Source organism: Microbacterium luteolum (assembly GCF_039533965.1).
In the GTDB taxonomy this organism is placed as follows: domain Bacteria; phylum Actinomycetota; class Actinomycetes; order Actinomycetales; family Microbacteriaceae; genus Microbacterium; species Microbacterium luteolum.
In genome coordinates, this window is sequence record NZ_BAAAUN010000001.1 from 2261058 (window position 1) to 2279365 (window position 18308).

General features: G+C 69.8%; 19 protein-coding genes. 12 read left to right on the forward strand and 7 right to left on the reverse strand.

Features of this window, described 5'->3' with window-relative positions:
• Positions 1–24 precede the first annotated feature (24 nt).
• The 4 genes from ABD648_RS10860 to ABD648_RS10875 all read left to right on the forward strand — a co-directional run bounded on the left by ABD648_RS10860 (position 25) and on the right by ABD648_RS10875 (position 4056).
• A complete protein-coding gene (locus tag ABD648_RS10860) occupies positions 25–1203 on the forward strand; it encodes an ROK family transcriptional regulator (RefSeq protein WP_282214969.1) in 1179 nt (392 codons plus the stop codon).
• Positions 1200–1970: an ATP-binding cassette domain-containing protein gene (locus tag ABD648_RS10865; RefSeq protein WP_282214970.1), complete on the forward strand. Its 771-nt coding sequence runs from the start codon at positions 1200–1202 to the stop codon at positions 1968–1970. The genes ABD648_RS10860 and ABD648_RS10865 overlap by 4 nt, the downstream gene beginning before the upstream one ends.
• A gap of 67 nt (positions 1971–2037) precedes the next feature.
• Positions 2038–3702 (forward strand): FAD-dependent oxidoreductase, encoded by a 1665-nt coding sequence (locus ABD648_RS10870; RefSeq protein ID WP_282214971.1) that lies wholly within the window; start codon positions 2038–2040, stop codon positions 3700–3702.
• A gap of 9 nt (positions 3703–3711) precedes the next feature.
• On the forward strand, positions 3712–4056 hold the full coding sequence (locus ABD648_RS10875; protein WP_282214972.1) for a UBP-type zinc finger domain-containing protein: 345 nt from the start codon (positions 3712–3714) through the stop codon (positions 4054–4056).
• Between the two features lie 3 nt (positions 4057–4059).
• On the opposite strand, the gene ABD648_RS10880 is transcribed toward ABD648_RS10875, so the two are convergent.
• From ABD648_RS10880 to ABD648_RS10895, 4 genes are read right to left on the reverse strand one after another with little or no spacing between them, the layout of a single operon-like run.
• The gene (locus ABD648_RS10880; RefSeq protein ID WP_282214973.1) at positions 4060–5760 is read right to left on the reverse strand and encodes an amylo-alpha-1,6-glucosidase; all 1701 of its coding nucleotides are present in this window, start codon (positions 5758–5760) and stop codon (positions 4060–4062) included.
• On the reverse strand, positions 5760–6704 hold the full coding sequence (locus tag ABD648_RS10885; RefSeq protein WP_282214974.1) for a carbohydrate ABC transporter permease: 945 nt from the start codon (positions 6702–6704) through the stop codon (positions 5760–5762). Before ABD648_RS10885 ends, ABD648_RS10880 begins: the two co-directional genes overlap by 1 nt.
• Positions 6701–7663 carry a carbohydrate ABC transporter permease gene (locus ABD648_RS10890; RefSeq protein WP_282214975.1) on the reverse strand — a complete coding sequence of 321 codons (963 nt, stop codon included), beginning with the start codon at positions 7661–7663 and terminating at the stop codon, positions 6701–6703. Before ABD648_RS10890 ends, ABD648_RS10885 begins: the two co-directional genes overlap by 4 nt.
• Positions 7664–7665: 2 nt before the next feature.
• Positions 7666–8976, reverse strand: a complete 1311-nt coding sequence (locus tag ABD648_RS10895; RefSeq protein WP_282214976.1) for an ABC transporter substrate-binding protein — start codon at positions 8974–8976, stop codon at positions 7666–7668.
• Between the two features lie 240 nt (positions 8977–9216).
• Between ABD648_RS10895 and ABD648_RS10900 the strand changes: the two genes are divergently transcribed.
• Entirely contained in the window at positions 9217–9669 is a 453-nt protein-coding gene (locus ABD648_RS10900) for a hypothetical protein (protein WP_282214977.1), read from the forward strand.
• Between the two features lie 54 nt (positions 9670–9723).
• Here ABD648_RS10900 and ABD648_RS10905 read toward each other — a convergent pair whose 3' ends face one another.
• Positions 9724–10932 carry a hypothetical protein gene (locus ABD648_RS10905; protein WP_282214978.1) on the reverse strand — a complete coding sequence of 403 codons (1209 nt, stop codon included), beginning with the start codon at positions 10930–10932 and terminating at the stop codon, positions 9724–9726.
• Between the two features lie 66 nt (positions 10933–10998).
• On the reverse strand, positions 10999–12228 hold the full coding sequence (locus ABD648_RS10910) for a hypothetical protein (protein WP_282214979.1): 1230 nt from the start codon (positions 12226–12228) through the stop codon (positions 10999–11001).
• Between the two features lie 142 nt (positions 12229–12370).
• Here ABD648_RS10910 and ABD648_RS10915 point away from each other — a divergent pair, with 142 nt between their 5' ends.
• The 7 genes from ABD648_RS10915 to ABD648_RS10945 all read left to right on the forward strand — a co-directional run bounded on the left by ABD648_RS10915 (position 12371) and on the right by ABD648_RS10945 (position 16813).
• Positions 12371–13441, forward strand: coding sequence for a M4 family metallopeptidase (locus tag ABD648_RS10915; protein ID WP_282214980.1), 1071 nt, complete (start codon positions 12371–12373; stop codon positions 13439–13441).
• Complete coding sequence (locus ABD648_RS10920) at positions 13416–13730, forward strand: protealysin inhibitor emfourin (protein ID WP_282214981.1); 315 nt, start codon at positions 13416–13418, stop codon at positions 13728–13730. The genes ABD648_RS10915 and ABD648_RS10920 overlap by 26 nt, the downstream gene beginning before the upstream one ends.
• An 88-nt stretch (positions 13731–13818) precedes the next feature.
• Positions 13819–14067, forward strand: coding sequence for a hypothetical protein (locus ABD648_RS10925; RefSeq protein ID WP_282214982.1), 249 nt, complete (start codon positions 13819–13821; stop codon positions 14065–14067).
• The gene (locus tag ABD648_RS10930) at positions 14057–14746 is read left to right on the forward strand and encodes a hypothetical protein (protein WP_282214983.1); all 690 of its coding nucleotides are present in this window, start codon (positions 14057–14059) and stop codon (positions 14744–14746) included. Before ABD648_RS10925 ends, ABD648_RS10930 begins: the two co-directional genes overlap by 11 nt.
• Positions 14747–14788: 42 nt before the next feature.
• Positions 14789–15517: a ribonuclease H family protein gene (locus ABD648_RS10935; RefSeq protein ID WP_282214984.1), complete on the forward strand. Its 729-nt coding sequence runs from the start codon at positions 14789–14791 to the stop codon at positions 15515–15517.
• 30 nt (positions 15518–15547) lie between these two features.
• On the forward strand, positions 15548–15937 hold the full coding sequence (locus tag ABD648_RS10940) for a DoxX family protein (protein WP_282214985.1): 390 nt from the start codon (positions 15548–15550) through the stop codon (positions 15935–15937).
• Positions 15938–16081: 144 nt separating this feature from the next.
• Positions 16082–16813 (forward strand): Pr6Pr family membrane protein, encoded by a 732-nt coding sequence (locus tag ABD648_RS10945; protein ID WP_282214986.1) that lies wholly within the window; start codon positions 16082–16084, stop codon positions 16811–16813.
• On the opposite strand, the gene ABD648_RS10950 is transcribed toward ABD648_RS10945, so the two are convergent.
• The gene (locus ABD648_RS10950) at positions 16801–18156 is read right to left on the reverse strand and encodes a flavin monoamine oxidase family protein (protein WP_282214987.1); all 1356 of its coding nucleotides are present in this window, start codon (positions 18154–18156) and stop codon (positions 16801–16803) included. The genes ABD648_RS10945 and ABD648_RS10950 overlap by 13 nt on opposite strands.
• Positions 18157–18308: the final 152 nt, after the last annotated feature.

The window sequence follows — 18308 nt, forward strand, 5'->3', positions numbered from 1 at the left end:
GGCGCTGCGCGATAGGCTCCCGCTATGAGCAGATGGCCCGGCGGTTCCCAGTCGGGACTGCGCGAGGCCAACACGGCGAAGATCGTCGATGCGGTCAAGCGCTTCGGCGGGCTCACTCAGGTAGAGCTCGCCGAAGCGACGCGCCTGTCGACGGCCACGGTGTCGGCGATCGTGAAGGAGCTCTCGCAGACCGGTCTGGTCGAGACGCACCCCACCTCACGGAGCGGACGACGAGCACAGCTCGTCACGATCGCCCGTCGCGCCGGACTCGTGGCAGCGGTGCAGATCGGCAGCCGCAGCATGCGGGTGCGACTCAGCGACGTCGGACAGGACGTCCTCGCCGATCGCTCGATGCCCCTTCCGGCCGACCACGCCGAAGACACGGTGCTCGATCGCATCACCCTGCTCCTCATCGACATGCTCACCATGATCGCGGCGGATGCCGAGGACCTGGTCGGCGTGTGCATCGCGGTGCCCGCGCCGATCGACCCCGAGTCCGGCCTCATCGCCTACCGCGGCGTGATGCGCCGGTGGGAGGATCAGCCGGTCGCCGAGGTCGTGCAGCAGCGGCTCGGCTGTCCGGTGCTCGTCGAGAAGGATGCGAACCTCGCCGCCCTCGCCGAGGCCACCCTCGGCACAGCACGCGACGTCGAGGACAGCCTGTTCGTGCATGCCTCGTACACGACGAGCGCCGGCATCGTGCTGGGGTCTCGCCTCTACCGCGGAGGCTCGGGCACCGCGGGCGAGATCGGGCACGTGCAGGTCGATCCGTCCGGCTCCATCTGCACCTGCGGGCAGCGCGGCTGCCTCGAGACCCTCGTCGGGGCCGAAGCCATCACCGCACCGCTGCGCGCGACCTACGGCCAGGTCACCTTCCGCGACGTGATCGCGCAGGCAGCATCGGGCGACCCGGGGTGCGCGCGTGTGATCGCGGATGCCGCCACACTCCTCGGTCGCGTCGTCGCGGGCGTCTGCCAGTCGGTCGCCCCCGAGGTCATCACTGTCGGCGGAGAGCTGGTGGATGCCGGACCGATCTTCCTCCTCCCCTTCGCCTCGGCCGTCCGCGAGCATGCGCCGCAGAGCCGGGCCGCTCGTCGGGACCCGGTGCCCACCTCCTTCGGCAAGGATGCGGTGCTCGTCGGCGCGACGATCCACATCCTCCAGGCGACCGATCCGTCGCAGCTGCTCGAGGACCGCACATGAGCATCAGCGCATCACAGGCGGAACCGCTGCTCACCATGCGCGGCGTCACGAAGCGCTTCGGCGCTGTGGAGGCCCTCGTCGACGTCGACTTCACCGTCAACGCGCGCGAGGTCGTCGGACTCATCGGCGACAACGCCGCCGGCAAGTCCACACTCGCGAAGATCATCTCCGGGGCGCTGGACCCGACCGACGGCGAGATCCGGTTGAACGGCGAGCGCGTCGACATCGGCTCCCCCGCCGACGCGCACGCGCTCGGCATCGCCACGGTGTTCCAGGACCTGGCGGTCTGCGAGAACCTCGACGTGACCGCCAACGTCTTCCTCGGGCGAGAGCTCCGCACCTCGAAGGGCATGCTGCGCGAGGCGGACATGGAGTCGGCGACACGTCAGGCGATCGACGACCTCGGCGCCAGCATCCCTTCGATCCGCGTGCCGCTGAGCACCCTCTCGGGCGGGCAGCGCCAGGCGGTCGCGATCGCCCGCACCCTGATCAGTCACCCGCGCCTGGTCGTGCTCGACGAGCCCACCGCATCGCTCAGCGTCGCCCAGACGGCGGATGTGCTCACGCATATCCAGCGTCTGCGCGATCTGGGTCTGGGCGTGATCTTCATCAGCCACAACCTGGGCGACATCCAGGCCGTGTCCGACCGCGTCGAGGTGCTCCGCCACGGCAGGAACAACGGCTCGTTCAGCGGACCCGAGGTCCAGCACTCCGACCTGATCGCGGCCATCATCGGAACCTCGCGAGGCGCACGCCCGCCGGTCTGAGCCGAACAGTGGAGTCCGCGGCTCCTGCGAGATACCTTTGACGCCACGAGCAACGAAGGGCAGGCGCGTGGGCGGAATCGAAGAGCAGACCGAACCGGTCGAGATGGATCCGATCATGTCGCCGACGCTGACCGACGACCAGTGGGAGCGTCTCGTCGCGGCCGGTACCCCGGAAGACGTCGCCGCCGGGGACTACGTCTTCCGCACCGGTGATTCCCGGTACGACCTCATCGTGATCGAGTCCGGTGAGGTCGAGGTGCTCCGCGACGCGCTGCCCTGGATGGGCGAGGTCATCATCACGACGATGGGGCCGCGCACGTTCGCCGGCGAGCTCGGGCTGCTGAACGGCCAGGGGGCGTTCCTCTCCGCACGCGTGACGAAGGCCGGGCGGATCCACCGTGTGACACGGGCGGAACTGCGGACGCTGATGAACGAGGACGACGAGCTGTGCGACGTGATCCTGCACGCTCTCTGGGCGCGCAGGGAGTCCCTCCGCACGGGGCCCGCCGCCATGACCCTGAAGTTCCTGGGGACGACGACGTCGAGCGACTTCCTGGCGCTGCGCCGTTTCGCCGAGCGCCTCGACCTGGTGCACAAGGCGGTGGCCCTGTCGCCCGCAGAGCTCGACAGTCTCGGCGCTCTCGACGCGCACGACTTCACGATCGACGACCTTCCGGTCGCCTTCATCCAGGGCGAGCCGCTCGTCCGCGCGACACCAGGACTCGTCGCCGAGCGGCTCGGGCTCAGCTACCAGGCGCAGGCCGACGAGATCGTCGATCTGGTCGTGGTCGGCGGCGGTCCCGCCGGGCTCGCGGCTGCCATCTACGGCGCCTCCGAGGGCCTGAGCACCGTGCTGCTGGATGCCGTCGCCCCCGGCGGCCAGGCCGCAGCGACGTCGCGTATCGAGAACTTCCTCGGATTCCCGTTCGGCGTCAGCGGAGGCGACCTGATCGGCCAGGCGATCCTGCAGGCGCTGAAGTTCGGTGTGCGGGTCTATGCGCCGTGCGAAGCCGTCGGGCTCACGCGCGTCGGCCCCGACCTGCTCGACGTCGCCCTGTCCGACGGCCGCCTGATCCGCACGCGCAGCACGATCGTCACGTCGGGAGCGGCGTACCGCCGTCTCGAGCTCGACCGGTGGGAGGACTTCGAGCGGTCCGGCGTGTACTACGCCGCGACACCGCTCGAGCTGCGTCAGGTGCAGGGCAAGCCCGTCGTGGTCGTCGGCGGCGCGAACTCCGCCGGACAGGCGGCGCTCTACCTCTCGGCCCACGGCTCACCGGTACATCTCGTGGTGCGCGGCGCCGACCTGAGCACGCGGATGTCGAGCTACCTGGCCGACCGTCTCGCCGACGATCCGCGCGTGCGGGTGCACACCTCGTCGAACGTCGTCGGCCTCGACGGCGATGGCACGCTCGAGTCGGTGCGCATCGACACCGTCGGCGAGGTCGACGCCCGCGGCCTGTTCTGCTTCATCGGCGCGACCCCGGCGACCTCGTGGCTGCCGACGCTGGACCGCGACGCGGAGGGGTTCATCCGCACCGGAACCGACGTGGGTGTGCAGACGCTGGAACTGTGGCAGGGCCTCGGGCGCGAGCCGCTGCCGTTCGAGACCTCGGCGCCGCGGGTGTTCGCCGCCGGAGACGTGCGACGAGGGTCGATGAAGCGGGTCGCCGCCGCCGTCGGCGAAGGATCGAGCGCCGTGGCATCCGTCCATCGCGCACTGGCGTTCTGAGAGGAAGACATGAGTTCCGACATCGATACGAATGCCGCACCGTCCGGGACCGGGTGCGTGGAATGCGACGCGGACGGCGGATTCTGGGTGCACCTGCGCCGCTGCGCCGCCTGCGGACACGTCGGATGCTGCGACACCTCACCTGGCCAGCACGCCACAGCCCACTACCGCGAGACAGGGCACCGGCTCATCCAGAGCTTCGAGCCGGGCGAGGACTGGTACTGGGACTACGTCGACGAGTCCACTTTCGAAGGACCGGAGCTGGCTGCACCGACCAGCCATCCCGCCGATCAGCCCGTGCCGGGCCCGGCGGGCCGCGTGCCGGGCAACTGGCAGCAGCTCATCCACACCTGAGGCCTACCCCGAAAGCGTCACCGCGAGGTCGATGAACAGCGCGGCCGACCAGCCGAAAGCGGTGGTCGCGGTGCGGGCCTTCTGCCCGGTGCGCGGGTTGAAGTACTCGTGCGGTCCGCCGCCGTGGATCACCAGCGCCACGGTCTGCTCGCGGAGCGCCCGTGCCCGATCGGCGTATCCGGAAGCTTCGAGCCCTTCGGCGACGAGCATGCTCGTGTTCACCCAGATCGGTCCCCGCCACATCCGCTCGTCCGAGAAGTCGGGATCGGATGCCGCGACGGTCGGCAGACCCCACTCGAGGCCGAACCTCTCGGGGTCGTCGACGGCCGCGCGCAGCGCCGCCGCGATCGGCTGCGGCAGCGTGCCCGTGAGCAGCGGCATCAGCCCGACGACGGTGTCGCTGAGCTGCGTCTCGCCCCCGCCGAACGCGAGGAACCTGCCGCGCTCGGCATCCCACATGTCCAGCAGCAGGGTACGGGTGGCAGCCGCCCGCTCGCCGAACCGGGACGCGTCGGCGCCCGGCTCGTACCGCGCGAGGAGCTCGGCGATCTCGAGGTCCTGCCGCACGAGGTACGCGCCGAGGTCGGGCGCAGCCGTCGGCAGCGGGCCGTCGAAGATGGGGCTGTCGTCGAGTCCGGACGAGTACGGATGCCCGTACTCCGGCATCCCGTCGTGGTCGAGGTCGCTGCCCGCGAACCACCAGTCCTGCGAGCGGATGACGCGGGCCAGCTGCTCCCGCGCCCAGTCCGGGGCATCCTCGACCTCGAGCACCTTGCGCAGCGCCCACGCCGCGAGCGGCGGCTTCGTCAGCGGCACCGGCGCACTCGGATCAGCGATCTGCGAGCCGGCGCGACGCAGGTTCGCCCGGTCGCTCTCCGGGAGGTCGTCGCTCGTGGCGAGCACACCCTCTTCATGCACGACATCCGGCAGCTGACCGTCGGGCTGCGGGAACCGGAAGGCGATCTCCAGCTGCTCGCGCGCGAGTTCCGGGTCGCCGTGCCGCAGTCCGACCGCGATGAAGTACGCGTCCCACTGCCAGAGGCCGACGTAGCCGATCTTCGACGGGACGATCGCGCGCGCATCGCCCAGCGACGGCAGCTCGACGATGTTCGCGCCCAGGACCCACCAGCAGAACGCCGTCATCTCCTGCAGGTCGTCGCGCACGATCGGGCACTTCGCGAACCAGTCCGCCCAGATGCGCTCGGTCGCGGCGAGCGCGGCCGCGTGATCGCCCGGCTCGACCGTCACGGAGCGGTCGGCGGCGATGCGGATCCGGATGCCGTCGCCGAGCGGATGCCGCTGCACGCTGCCGTCCGGGAGCTCGAGGTGCAGCGTCAGCCCAGCGGCCCCGCCCAGACTCAGCGTCGACGGGTCGGCGAAGGTGAGCGTGGCGGTCGGCCGGGACGCTTCGACAAGCTCAGCGACCCAACCTTCCTGGGTCCCTGAGCCTGTCGAGGGGCCCCCGAACGTCACCTTCCCGGGCAGCACATCCGCCAGCGGCAGCGCGACGCCCGCGGCATCCACCACCGTCAGCCGATCGAGCACCCGGCACTCCGAGAGCCGCCGCTCGTACTCCGAGGTGTGCACCCGCACGCCATCACCCTCGCGGAACACGAGCACCCGCGACCGTGGCAGCGTGAACGGCGCAGACACCAGATCGAGGTGCCGTCCGGCAAGGGCGGCGAGCGCTACGGCATCCGTCATCAACGTCCTCCGAGGCCCGAGGCGGCCATGCTGTTGAGGATCTTGCGCTGCCCGATCACGAACACGATCAGCATCGGCACGGTCGCGATCGCGGAGGCCGCCATGACCAGGCCGTAGTTGACCGATCCCTGCTGGCTCTCGAAGGCGTTCAGCAGCAGCGGCACCGTGAAGAGGTCGGGCGAGTTCAGCAGCACCAGCGGGAAGAGGAACGCGTTCCACACGTCGAGCGCGACGATGATGCTGAGCGCGGCGAGCCCCGGCTTGAGGTTCGGGAGAACGACGCTCCAGAAGATGCGCCAGCGTCCGGCGCCGTCGACGATCGCGGCCTCCTCGAGCTCGCGCGGCAGAGCCAGCACGAACTGGCGCATCAGGAACACGGCGAACGGGTTCGCGATGATGCCCGGCACGATCAGCGCGAGGTGCGAGTCCACCCATCCGAGGTTCGACATGAGCAGGTAGAACGGGATGAGCGTCACCTGCTTCGGGATCATCTGCGTCGCGAGGAACACGATGAACAGCACCCGGCTGCCACGGAAGCGGATGCGTGCGAACGCGTAGCCGGCCATCGAGGCGGTGATCAGCGTGCCGACGACGACGAGCAGGGCGATGTACCCGCTGTTGAGGTACGCCTGCGCGAACGGCACGGCGTTCCAGGCCTCGGCGTAGTTGTCGAAGGTCCAGGGGTTCGGCAGGAACTCGAGTGGATTCTTCAGCAGCTGCGGCAGCGTCTTGAACGACGTGAGCAGCATCCACACGAACGGGAACACCATCGCGATGCCGGCGACGACGAGCACGACGTGCAGGGCGGTGGATCCGAGGCGCCGACGGGTTCGATCGGTACCGGGGCCTCCGCGACCGCGCCGGCGGTACCCGGGGGCGGTGAGCGCGATGGTCGAGTCGGTCGCCGGAGCAGGACCGGTCAGGGGCGGGGTCTGGATGCTCATGCGGGGTCATCCTCGTAGTGGACGAACTTCTTCTGTGCGCCGAACTGCACCAGGGTGATGACGAGCGTGAGCGCGAGCAGGATGATGCTCGCCGCACTCGACGGGCCGAACTCGAAGCGCCCGAAGCCCAGATCGAAGATGTGGTAGACGATCGTGCGGGTCGCGTTGTCGGGACCCGCGTTCTGCACGAGCACGTAGACCGTGTCGAAGGTCTGCAGCGACGAGATGAACGCCACGACCGACGAGAAGAAGACGATCGGCGAGAGCAGCGGCAGACGGATGCTGGTGAACAGGCGCCAGGGGCCGGCGCCGTCGATGCGCGCTGCTTCGATCACCGAGGGCGAGATGTTCTGCAGCCCGGCGAGGAAGATCACCACGTTGAGGCCCATCGACGACCAGATGGTGACGATGCAGACGGCGAGGAGGGCGAGCTTCGGATCCTGCAGCCAGTCGGGCGGGGTGATGCCGAAGATCTTCGAGATCGTGACCGACAGCAGGCCGTCTGAGCGGAACATCTGCTGCCAGATCATCGCCACCGCGACCGTCGAGGTGACGACGGGGGCGAAGAAGAGGATCAGGTAGAGCGTGCGCGTCTTCAGCTTCTCGAGCGCGACCGCGACGATCACCGAGAGGCCGAGACCGATCGGCACCGTGACGACGGCGATGATCAGCGTGTTGATGATGGCGCGGCCCAGCAGCGGGTCCTGCAGCTGGTCGGCGAAGTTGGCGAAGCCCACCCAGGTCAGGTCGGTCAGGCCGTCCCAGTCCGCGAACGCGAGCACGAGGCTGGCGGCGAAGGGGAGCACGACGAACAGGCCCATCCCGATCATCTGCGGGCCGACGAAGACATAGCCCCAGAGGCGATCGCGTCGACGCCAGGGTGCCTCCTTGCGCAGGGGCGGGACGGATGCCGCAGGCGTGGCCTGCGGCATCCGTCCGTTCTCGGTGAGAGTGGTCACTCCTACTTCTCCGACCGGTCCTTGATCACGTCGGCGATGGTGTCCAGCGTCGCCTGGGCATCCGCCTTGCCCTCGTAGAGCTTCAGGAACTCATCCGCGATCGCGGTCGGGAGGCCCGGGACCATCGCCTCGGCCGGGTAGTCCTCGAAGCCGATGTCGCGCATGTCGAGGAACGTCTGCGCGTGAGCGGGGTAGTCGCCCTCGAGCACCACGTCGTCGGCGCCCTTGATCGACGGGACCGCGTTGCCGCCGCCCTCGAGGCGGAAGGTCTGCCCCTCGGCGGAGAGGAACTCGGTCCAGAAGGTGAACGCCGCGTCCTTCACCTTGGTCTTGCCGTTGATCGCGAGGAAGCTCGTCGCCACTCCGGTGGGTGCGGCCTCGCCGTCGGGGGTCGGCCACTGCACGATGTCGTAGCTGTCCTGCTCGCCCGTCGCGTCGACCGTGCCGATCGTGTAGCGACCCTGCACGAAGAAGCCGGCCTTGTGCGTGACGAAGACGCTGTCGGCTCCGGCGCCGTCCGGGAGGGAGTCGGCGACGACGAACGTGCCGTCCTCGAAGAGGTCGCCGAGCTGCCGCACGGCCTCGACCGTGTCGGCATCCTTGTTCGCGACGAAGGCGCCCGAGTCGTCGTACGGAGCGTCCAGGCCCTGCGACGACAGCCAGCTCCAGTGGGTGGCCCAGTAGTTCCAGTACATGGTGCCGGTGAGGCCCGCGTCGTGCAGCTTCGCGTTCATCTCGAGGAACTTGTCGGTGGTCCACTCGCCGTTCTCGGCCAGGGTCGCGGGGTCCTCGGTGATGCCGGCGGCGGCGAGCGCCTGCTTGTCGTACCAGAAGACGTCGGGGTTCGAGTCGTTGGGGGCGGCGTAGACCTCGCCGTCGTTCTCGGCGGCGCCGAAGAGGCCGGGGAAGAAGTCGTCCTTCTTGGTCTGGCTGTCCTTCGAGTCCATCAGCTCGTTCAGCGGCATCAGCCGCTTCGAGTCGACGAACTGGCCGATCTTGTCGTCGCCGACGTAGAAGACGTCGGGGGCGGTGTTGCTGGTGAGCTGTGCGAGCAGCTTGGAGTGGTAGTCGCCGTAGTCGGCGACCGGCTGGAGCTTGACGGTGATGTCGGGGTGCCGCTCCATGAAGTCCTTGTTGAACTCCTCGTAGCGGGTGAGCTCGTCGGCGGTGCCCCAGGTGGACCAGACGACCGTGGCCTTGCCGTCGGCATCCACGCCGCCGCCTCCGCCACCGCCGCTGCATGCGGCGAGTCCCAGTGCCAGAGCGCCGGCAGCACCCAGTGCCAGATACCGCGTCACGTTCGCACGTGCCATCTCGCTACCTCTTTCATCATCGGAAGATCGTGTCGGGAAGCCTCTGAGGGCTCCCTCGTATTCTGTATACAGAACGCAATCCTGTCAAGATGCGGTCGAGAGGGGCGGTCGGCGACCGGGTGTGCACAATTCAGTCAGAAAGTGGGCTCGGCACCGGAACCGACCCGATTTCGAGCCGATGCGCGACGTTCTTGCTGAGTTGGGCACATGGACCCTGCCGCGAGGACGGAGAATGGCCGGATGGACACTCCTGACCCGCACCTGCTCGGACCCGGACTGCTGCCGACGCCCTTCACGGCCGACGAGATCCGCGACGCGACCGGATCCGGCAAGGTGATCCGGCTGCTCCTCGAAGGACCGGACGGACCGCTGGGCGAGCACGTCAACCGATTCAGCGAGACGGATGCCGAGGGCGCCACGCTCGACCGCTGGGATGCCGAGGACCCGAAGGCGGTCGTATCCAGCCGCGTGACCTGGGCCGAGCTGCAGGGCCACGCGGCCTTCGACGCCGGTACGACGAGCGTGTCGACCGTGTCCCTGTCGTCGCCCCTGGGCGAGCTCACCTGCCGGAAGTACGACACCGAAGACGGCGTCTTCTGGTTCTCGATCGCGCACCCCGGCATGCCGGTGCTGTACGAGTCCGACGGCATGCGGACCACCGTGCTCAGCATCGAGCCCGAGGGAACTGCCTGAGGCACACGCCGAAGGGCGGACCCGCCACCCGCGGACCCGCCCTTCGGACTCCTCTCAGTGACCGGCGGCGCCGACCACGACGAACTCGTTCGGCACGACGTCGAGAACAGCGGATGCCGACACCTCACCCGAGTGCAGGTCGATCGCCAGGATCTTGTCCGACGCGGGCTCCGTCACGTAGGCGATGTCACCCACGACACGCAGACCCGGGTGCGGCTGCTGCCACTCCGCGGGGCTCTCCCACGGCTCGATGACGCTCCACTGGTCGATGACCTCGCCGTCTTCGTCGAGCAGGTACAGGCTGCCGTCGGCGCTCAGCACCACGACGTTGTCGTGTCCGTCGCGTCCGACTCCGCGCCAGGTGTACTCGACGCCCTCGGGCAGGTCGATGACCGAGAGCTCCTCAGTCTCGGTGTCGATGCGCACGAGCTTCGACAGCAGGTAGCCCTCGGCATCCGGGTCGGTCTTGTAGTCGCCGAAGGCGATCGTGCTCGTGTCGGTCACGTACGCGTTACCGGTGCGGCCGAACTCATCCGGCGCATCGAGCTTGGTGAAGGCGCCGTCGGCGAACAGCAGCACGCCGTCCTCGCAGCCGAACATGACGGCCTCGCCCTTCAGCGCGCCCTCGCCGTGCACGCTCGGGCACTCCTCGTTGCGGGCCAGCTCCGTGCCGTCGGCCGCGAGATGCCGCACACCGGTGCGGGCCTCCTCCGTGCCGATCGTCGCCAGCGCGGTGCCGTCGGACAGTTCGATCGCGACGCCGTGGTGCGCGGCAGCCGAGGTGATCGTGTCGATCTCCGGGAGCGTGCCGGCGCCGACGGCGTCCGTGTCGAAGATCCGGATCTCTCCGGTGCCGTCGTCGAACAGGGCGGTGCGCCCGGCATGCGGGGTGGCGTGACCGGCGGCGACGGCCTCGAAGACCTCGCCGGTGAACTCGACGGTGTCGGAGGCGAGACCGGTGTCGAGCACGTGGAAGCCGTCCTCCGCGGTGACGAAGACGTGTCCGTCGTGGTCGCCGGCGCCGTTGACGCGGAGGAAGCCGCCGAGCTCGACCTGGTCGATCTGCTCGAGGGTCTCGCCGTCGAGCACGACCACGCCCCCGTCATGGGTGACGGCCACGCGGGTGTCGGCCTCGTGCTTCTCTTCGGGGGCGGCGGAACCACCGGATGCCGTGGGCGAGGCGGTCGCGCATCCGGCGAGCGCGGCGACCGCGAGGGCGGTCAGCGCGCCGGCCGCGAGGCGGCGGCGGACAGGTCGGGACATGGTGTCTCTCTTTCTTGGGTGTGGTGCTGCGAGGTGTTGCTTGTGTGTGGTTGCTTGTGGGCCGGGTCAGCCGACCTGGCTGAGGAATCGGGGATCGAGGTCGGTGAACGTGCGGGTGACGATGCCGTCGGCATGGTCGATCTCGTGCACGGCGCCGGCTGCGGGGTCGGAGACGTAGGCGTGCTCCGCGTCGACAACGAGATGCACGCGATCGCGGAGCACGGGGTCGGCGACGGATGCCGCGAGCAGCGGCTCGGTGCGGGCGAGCACGGTGCCGTCGGCGGCGAGCACCCGCACCCGGCCGTCGGCGTCGAGCACGACGGTCCGGCTGTCGTCGTCGCCGACGGCGACAGCACGCAGGAGGGGCACGTCGGAGGAGAGCAGCGTCCACTGCCGGGCACGCACGTCGAGCAGCCACGCCCCCTGTTCACCCGCGACACCGGCGAGGTCGGGGCGATCGGCGCGTCCGGAGAGGTCCACGGCAGCCGGCGCGCCGGCGGGGAGGGGGAGGGACTCCGTCGCGATCGCCCCGCCGACCTCGCGGGTGAACAGCACGGCCCCCTCCGCGCAGGTGAAGACGGCGCCGACACGCGTGATGTCGGCATCTGACGCGGCGGTGCAGGGAGTCGTTCCGCCGTCGACGGGAGCGCCCTCGGCGTCGAGGATCTCGACCGTGTCGGCAGAGCTCGCGACGAGCAGGTGCGCGGCGAAGGAGACGACGGGACCAGCGGAGGCGATCGTCACGCGCGGTACGCCGTCGAGTCCGTCGGCGAGGTCTTCGTGCGGGAGGTCCACGACCTCGCCGCCCGAGAACTGCACGGTCGCACGCTGCGCACCGGCGGTCACGCGCGCCTCGCCAGCACCGTCGATGGTCCCCACGAGGTGCGGTTCCCCGAGGAACGAGTGCGTGTGGTCGCCGTGCGGCACGGTCCAGCGCGCGGTGTCGACGACATCGACGCTCGTCCGCTCCCCGTCGCGATGCGCGACGTAGACGAGGCGCCCATCGGCGTCGATCCGCTCGACATCGGACGCCGCGGGCGAGATCACCGCGCGCTCCTCGGACTCGAGATCGAGCAGCGTGACCTCGCCCTCGTCGTCGGCGATCACCAGCGCGCGGGCCGGAGAGGCGACCTCGGCGGCCGCGCCGGCCTGGATGCCGTGACCGTCGGTTGCCGCGGAGGGCGCGGCAACCGGTGACGAAGACGCTGGCACGGCGCAGGCAGGGAGAACGAGCAGGGCGAGCGCCAGTGCAGCCAGGGGCACGGCACGACGGCCATGGTGAGAGGAGGAATCCATAGGCTTTACACCCTATTGATAACGATTCTCAATCTCAAATCAGGTCTGGGAGGTGTGGGCGACGGCATCCGACACCATCCGGAACCCGGCTGTGGCCGAACGTCCGATGCTGAACGTCGGCGCCCCGGCGTAGGGTCGCACCATGAGCAGCACAGCATCCTTCGAACGTCACGGGGTCGTCCCCTCCTATCTGCTCGCGCGCCTGGCCGAGTCGGGTCGCTTCCCCAAGGCCGCCGCCGCCGCGCGGCAGACGCTCACCGCCGGAAGGCCGCCGTTCCGTGCGCGCATCGACCTCTCGATCGACGAGAACGGCGCCCTCGTCGCGCAGCTCTCCGACGCGCCGAATCGCACGATCAGCGACGCGGGCAACACGCAGCAGCTCCCCGGCGCCGTCGTGCGCACGGAAGACGACGGCTCCGTCGACGACGCCGCCGTGAACGAGGCCTTCGACGGTCTCGGGGCGACGTTCGAGATGCTCCTCTCCGCGTTCGGCCGCAACTCCCTCGACGACGCCGGTGCTCCCCTCGACGCGACCGTGCACTACGGCGTCGACTACGACAACGCGTTCTGGGACGGCGAGCGCATGGTCTTCGGCGACGGCGACGGAGAGGTGTTCCAGGACTTCACCGGTTCCACGACGGTCATCGGGCACGAGCTCGCCCACGGCGTCGTGCAGCACACCGCGAACCTCGAGTACCAGGGGCAGCCCGGTGCGCTCAACGAATCCATCGCCGACGTGTTCGGCGCCCTGACCGAGCAGTACTCCCTGGGGCAGACGGCCGACAAGGCGACCTGGCTCATCGGCGCCGAGATCTTCACGGATGCCGTCGAGGGCAAGGCGCTGCGCTCGATGATCGAGCCCGGCACGGCCTATGACGACGACGAGCTGGGCAAGGATCCGCAGCCGGCGCATATGAGCGGCTTCGTCCGCACCACGGAAGACAACGGCGGGGTGCACATCAACTCCGGCATCCCCAACCGGGCGTTCGCGCTGTTCGCGATCGATCTCGGCGGCAACGCCTGGGAGGCCGCGGGCACCGTCTGGTACAACGCCCTCACCGGCGGGCTCTCGAGCACCGCGACCTTCACCGAATTCGCCGACGCCACCGTGGCCGCGGCGACCGAGCTGGGCGAAGAGACCGCCACAGCCGCTCGACGCGCGTGGAGCACCGTGGGAGTCTATGAAGATGAGCGAGTCCCCTCCTCCGACTGATGTCCGCGTCGTGATCGCGATCGTGCGCTCCGGCGGCATCGCCGGCATCCGTCGCCAATGGCGGGTCGAGGCCGAGGCACCAGACGCTGACGACTGGATCGCCCTCATCGACCGCTGCCCCTGGGATCAGGAAACGGATGCCGCACCCGGCGCTGACTGCTTCGTGTGGACCATCCGCGCGCGCACTCCCTCCGAACGACGAGAGCGCGACCTGAGCGACGCCGAGGTCGACGGCCCGTGGCGGGCTCTGGTCGACGCCGTGCGCGAAGCGTCCAAGCGCACCGAATGACGCCGGGCGCGACTCGGCCGATGCGGCATCCGATCAATCCGGTGTGAATCGGTGCTCGCGGCCGGCGGACGGCGCGAGAATAGGACTCATGGGACTGTTCCAGCACCGCAAGGATGAAGAAGAGAACCAGTGGACGCTTCCGTCCGAGCCGCTCCTCCGCGAGGGTGCGGACGTCCTCGAGGAGGTGCCGTCGGTCGACCCGATGGCGCTCGGACTCGGAGTCGACGTGAGTTCGATCGTGTTCCCGGTCGCCCCTGTTCCTCCCGCCGCCGACTCGATCGAGAGCCGCGAACCGGGAACCGAGCCGGACGACGAACCCGAATCCGATGGCGACTGACCCCGCCGCGTTTCTCCTGTCGCAGCTCGAACCGGACGCCGATCACCGCGATGCGGACCGGCTGTTCCGGGAAGCCGGGTGGCAGCCGTGCGGCGCGGGGGACTGGGCCATCGCCCTACGCTCTCCCGATGGAGAGGTCGTCGCACGGATCAGCCCCTTCGATCCGACCGGTCCGTACACGGCAGAGCTGTACCGGGACGCGGCAGGAACCGGTCAGGTCCCGACGCTGTTCGCGCACCAGCGCCTCGCCGGCGGGGGCGACTTGCAGATCATGGAGTGGCTGCGCGAGGCCGACGAAGCGGATGCCGTCGCCTTCCACGCGCTGATCGCCGACGGCACGCCCGAGGTCGCGACGCTGGTGGACAGCATCCGCCGGATCCACACGCGGGCGCAGGCCGAGCTGCCCTGGTGCGGCCCGCTGGATGAGAACCCGTCGAATGTGATGCGCGGCGGGGATGACCGGCTGGTGCTCACCGACCCCTACTACGCCGACGGTCCGGCGCTCTACGAGACGGCCGCCTCGGATCCGGATGCCGTGGTGGCGAGGATCCCCGCCGAGGAGCGACGGTTCATGACCGAGATCCCCCTCACCTGGTCCGGTCCGTGGGCGGCCGAGGCCCGGGAGGAGATGCGGCGCGGGCTCGATGCCGCCGATGCCCGGCGCGCTCCGCAGGGCTGACGTTCGTCCGGCGGCGTCATCGCCCCCGGCTACGGTTGAGGGATGACGATCACCGCCGCCGCAGACGGCTCCGCCCTGGGCAATCCCGGCCCCAACGGGTGGGCCTGGTACATCGACGACGACAACTGGGCGGCGGGTGGTTCACCGCACGGCACGAACAACCAGGGCGAGCTGCAGGCCGTACTCGAGCTGCTGAAGGCGACCGCCGGCACCGACGAGAAGCTGCATATCTGGTGCGACAGCCGCTACGTGATCGACTCGGTGACGAAGTGGATGCCCGGGTGGAAGCGCAAGGGATGGCGCAAGTCCGACGGCGGGCCCGTCCTCAACCGCGATCTGCTCGAAGGCATCGATGAGGCCATGCGCGGACGCGACGTGCAGTTCTCCTGGGTGAAGGGCCACGCGGGCGACGATCTGAACGAGGCCGCAGACGAACGGGCGAACGCTGCGGCGACCGCGTACAAGAACAAGCAGGAGCCGCGCCGCGGCCCGGGATTCACCCGCGCATCGGAAGCCGGGGCGGCTGTCGCGGCATCCGCACCGATCGCGGCGAGCGCGGCGCCCCCGGCTGCCCCGGCGGCTCCTGCGGCACCCGCTGCTGCTGAGCCCCTCTGGGCCGAGGCATCCGATCTGCTCGACGGTCTCGACGCCCCCGTCGACGACCCGATCGAGGTGCGACTCGCACTCTCCGGCGACGAGCACGCCCGCCTGCGCGATCGCGCAGAGGCGCAGGGCGTCTCTCTCGAAGAGGCGCTCCGCCGCCTCATCTGACCAGCGGATGCCGCGGCGTACACTCGCACCATGTCGACTCCCGCCCGCACCATCGGCCGCATCTTCCTGGGTTCGTCCCTCGTCTTCGCCGGGGTCTCGCACCTGACGGTCGCTCGTGAGGAGTTCCAGGCGCAGGTGCCCGAGTCGCTGCCGCTCGACCCCGACGTGACCGTGGTGGCCTCGGGTGTCGTCGAGATCGCGCTGGGTTCGGCCCTGCTGCTCGCGCGCCGCCGCCGCGGCCTGGTCGGCGTCATCGCCGCCCTGTTCTTCGTCGCCGTGTTCCCGGGCAACCTTGCCCAGTGGATGCATCACCGCGACGGCTTCGGGCTCGACACCGAGATGAAGCGCTTCGTGCGCCTGTTCTTCCAGCCCGTGCTCGTCGTGCTGGCACTCTGGTCGACCCGCAGCCCCCGCCGCTGAGGCTGGGCGACCTGGCCGCGCGGAATCAGGCTGACGCGCGGAATCAGGCCGTTTCGCGAGGTAACCTCCTGATTCCGCGCGATCGCCTGATCCGACGTGGGTCAGCGGCTCTCCGGGCTCCGATCCGTAGACTCGGCTGATGGCATGGACGGTGACGCGACGGTGAAGGCCCGCACGGTCTTCGGCGTGCTCCGCCTCGGTGCGGCCGCCATCTGCCTGATCTCGTTGATCCACCGACTGAGCTGGGGTCTCGCGTCGAACACGATCGCCAGTCAGAACTTCTTCGCCTACCTGACGAACCAGTCGAACATCGCCTTCGTGGTGCTGCTGATCATCGCGGGCGTGATCGCGCTGCGGCGCACGGAGGACCCGCGCTGGCTCACGGTCGCGCTCGCGCTGGTGCTCTCCTGGACGATCACCGCCGGCATCGTGTTCGCCGTGATGGTCTGGCAGGGCGGCGAGCGCGGCATCCGCATCGACGTGCCGTGGTCGGATCAGGTGCTGCACTTCTGGCTTCCGGCGTGCACGATCGCGGCCTGGGCGCTGGCGCCCGGTCATCGCTCCGTGCCGTGGCGGGTCGTGCCGATCGCCCTGGCCTACCCGCTCCTCTGGGGTGCGTTCACCCTCTGGCGCGGCCCCCTGATCGGCTGGTACCCGTACTACTTCCTCGACCCGCGGCAGGTCAGTGGGCCCGTGGAGTTCCTCACCTTCTCCGCCGTGGCGCTCGCGGTCTTCGCGCTGGTCGCCTCGGGACTCGTGCTGATCAGCCGGATGCCGACACGGAAGGAGTGGCGCGATCCCGCTCCCGACGATGCGGGTGAGCACGCGGACGGCGATCGCGGCGAGCTGGCGCTGAGCGCGCGTCAGGGCGCGTAGATCGCGAGCGATTCCATCGCCGACTCGAGAGCCTCGGTGTCGTCGAGGTCGGCGAACTCCTCCGCCGCCGCGCCACCGACGATCCCGACGAGGATGTTCTCGCCCGTCGCGGGACGCAGATTGATCCAGGTGCGGATGCCGACGTCGGCGCCCACCGTGTGCCAGATCGCGGCTTCCGTGTCCCAGAACGGCTCGTCGAACTGCAGCCAGATGGTCTCGATGCGCCCCATACCGAGGGTGCCGATCGCGGTGCGGTTGACGAACGGGAGCGGAGGGTCGAACTCGAGGTCCTGCTCCTGCAGCACGCCGAGCGGCACCGTGACGATCACGCGGTCGAAGGACAGCGCCTCCCCCGTGCCGAGCCGCACACTGACCCCGGCGTCGTCGTAGGCGAGCCGGCTGATCGGCGAGGAGAGCGAGACCTCGACTCCGTCGAGGGCATCCTCGACGAGAGGAGTGAGATCATCGCGCGCACCCGCCACGGGAGCCGCAGGCAGCAGCGGCGGGAACCAGCTGGAGAGCTCTGCGGCATCCGCGCCCGCCCTTGTCGCGAGGTAGGCGAGGAGCGCCGCCGTCGACGGGTCCTCGGGGTCTGCGCCCGCCTCGACGAGCGCGTCGGACAGCGCGACATCGGCGGGCGCGGCCTGCGCCGCTGCGATCGCTGCCTGCAGCGGTTGCGGATCCACCGGATCGGCATCACCGTCGGGGGTATGCCACTGCTCGGGGGCGAGATCGACGGTCCCGATCTCCCACGCCTCCATGCGCTCGCGGAGGTCGTCGTCGCCCTCGCCGAAGAGCCATGCGCCGAGCTGCACGGGCATCGGCCAGGAGTCGTCGACAACCGAATGGACCCGGCCGCCGATGCGATCCCGCGCCTCGAAGACCGTGACCTGCATGTCAGCCGCCGCGAGACGCGCTGCCACCGTCGCACCCGCGAGGCCCGCGCCGATGACGGCGATGCGTTCGCCTGCCTCCGCAAGGTCTTCGACCTCATCCGCCGCCCGAGCACCCGAGCGGATCGCACCGCGCATCGTGCCGGGCTCGTCGACATCCGTGGCCTCGCCGGCGAAGAACACGCGATCGACGACCGGACGGGCGAGCTGCGACCGGGTCTCGGCGAGCACGCCGACCGGGGTGAAGCTCACGGCGCCGTAGGAGAACGGATCGGTGGTCCAGGAACTGCGGAGGCGGGCGGAAGGCTCCGGCACACCCGGTTGCGGTTGCGGCTCGCGGGTCGGCGTCGGGGTCGGCGTCGGCTCCGGATCGGGTGTGCACGACGCCAGGAGCACCGAGACGGCGCCGACTCCGGCGCCCATGAGCAGAGTGCGGCGCGTGATCCTCATCGTGTCGCCACTTTATCCCGCCCGGGTGGATCGAGCGACAGCATCCGGGTCGCAGGCGCGCTCGACGGCCGTCCACAATTCAGGAAGAACGCCGCGCTGAACGCGAGAACCGGCCGATCCGCGAACGGATCGGCCGGTTTTGACTGAATCGT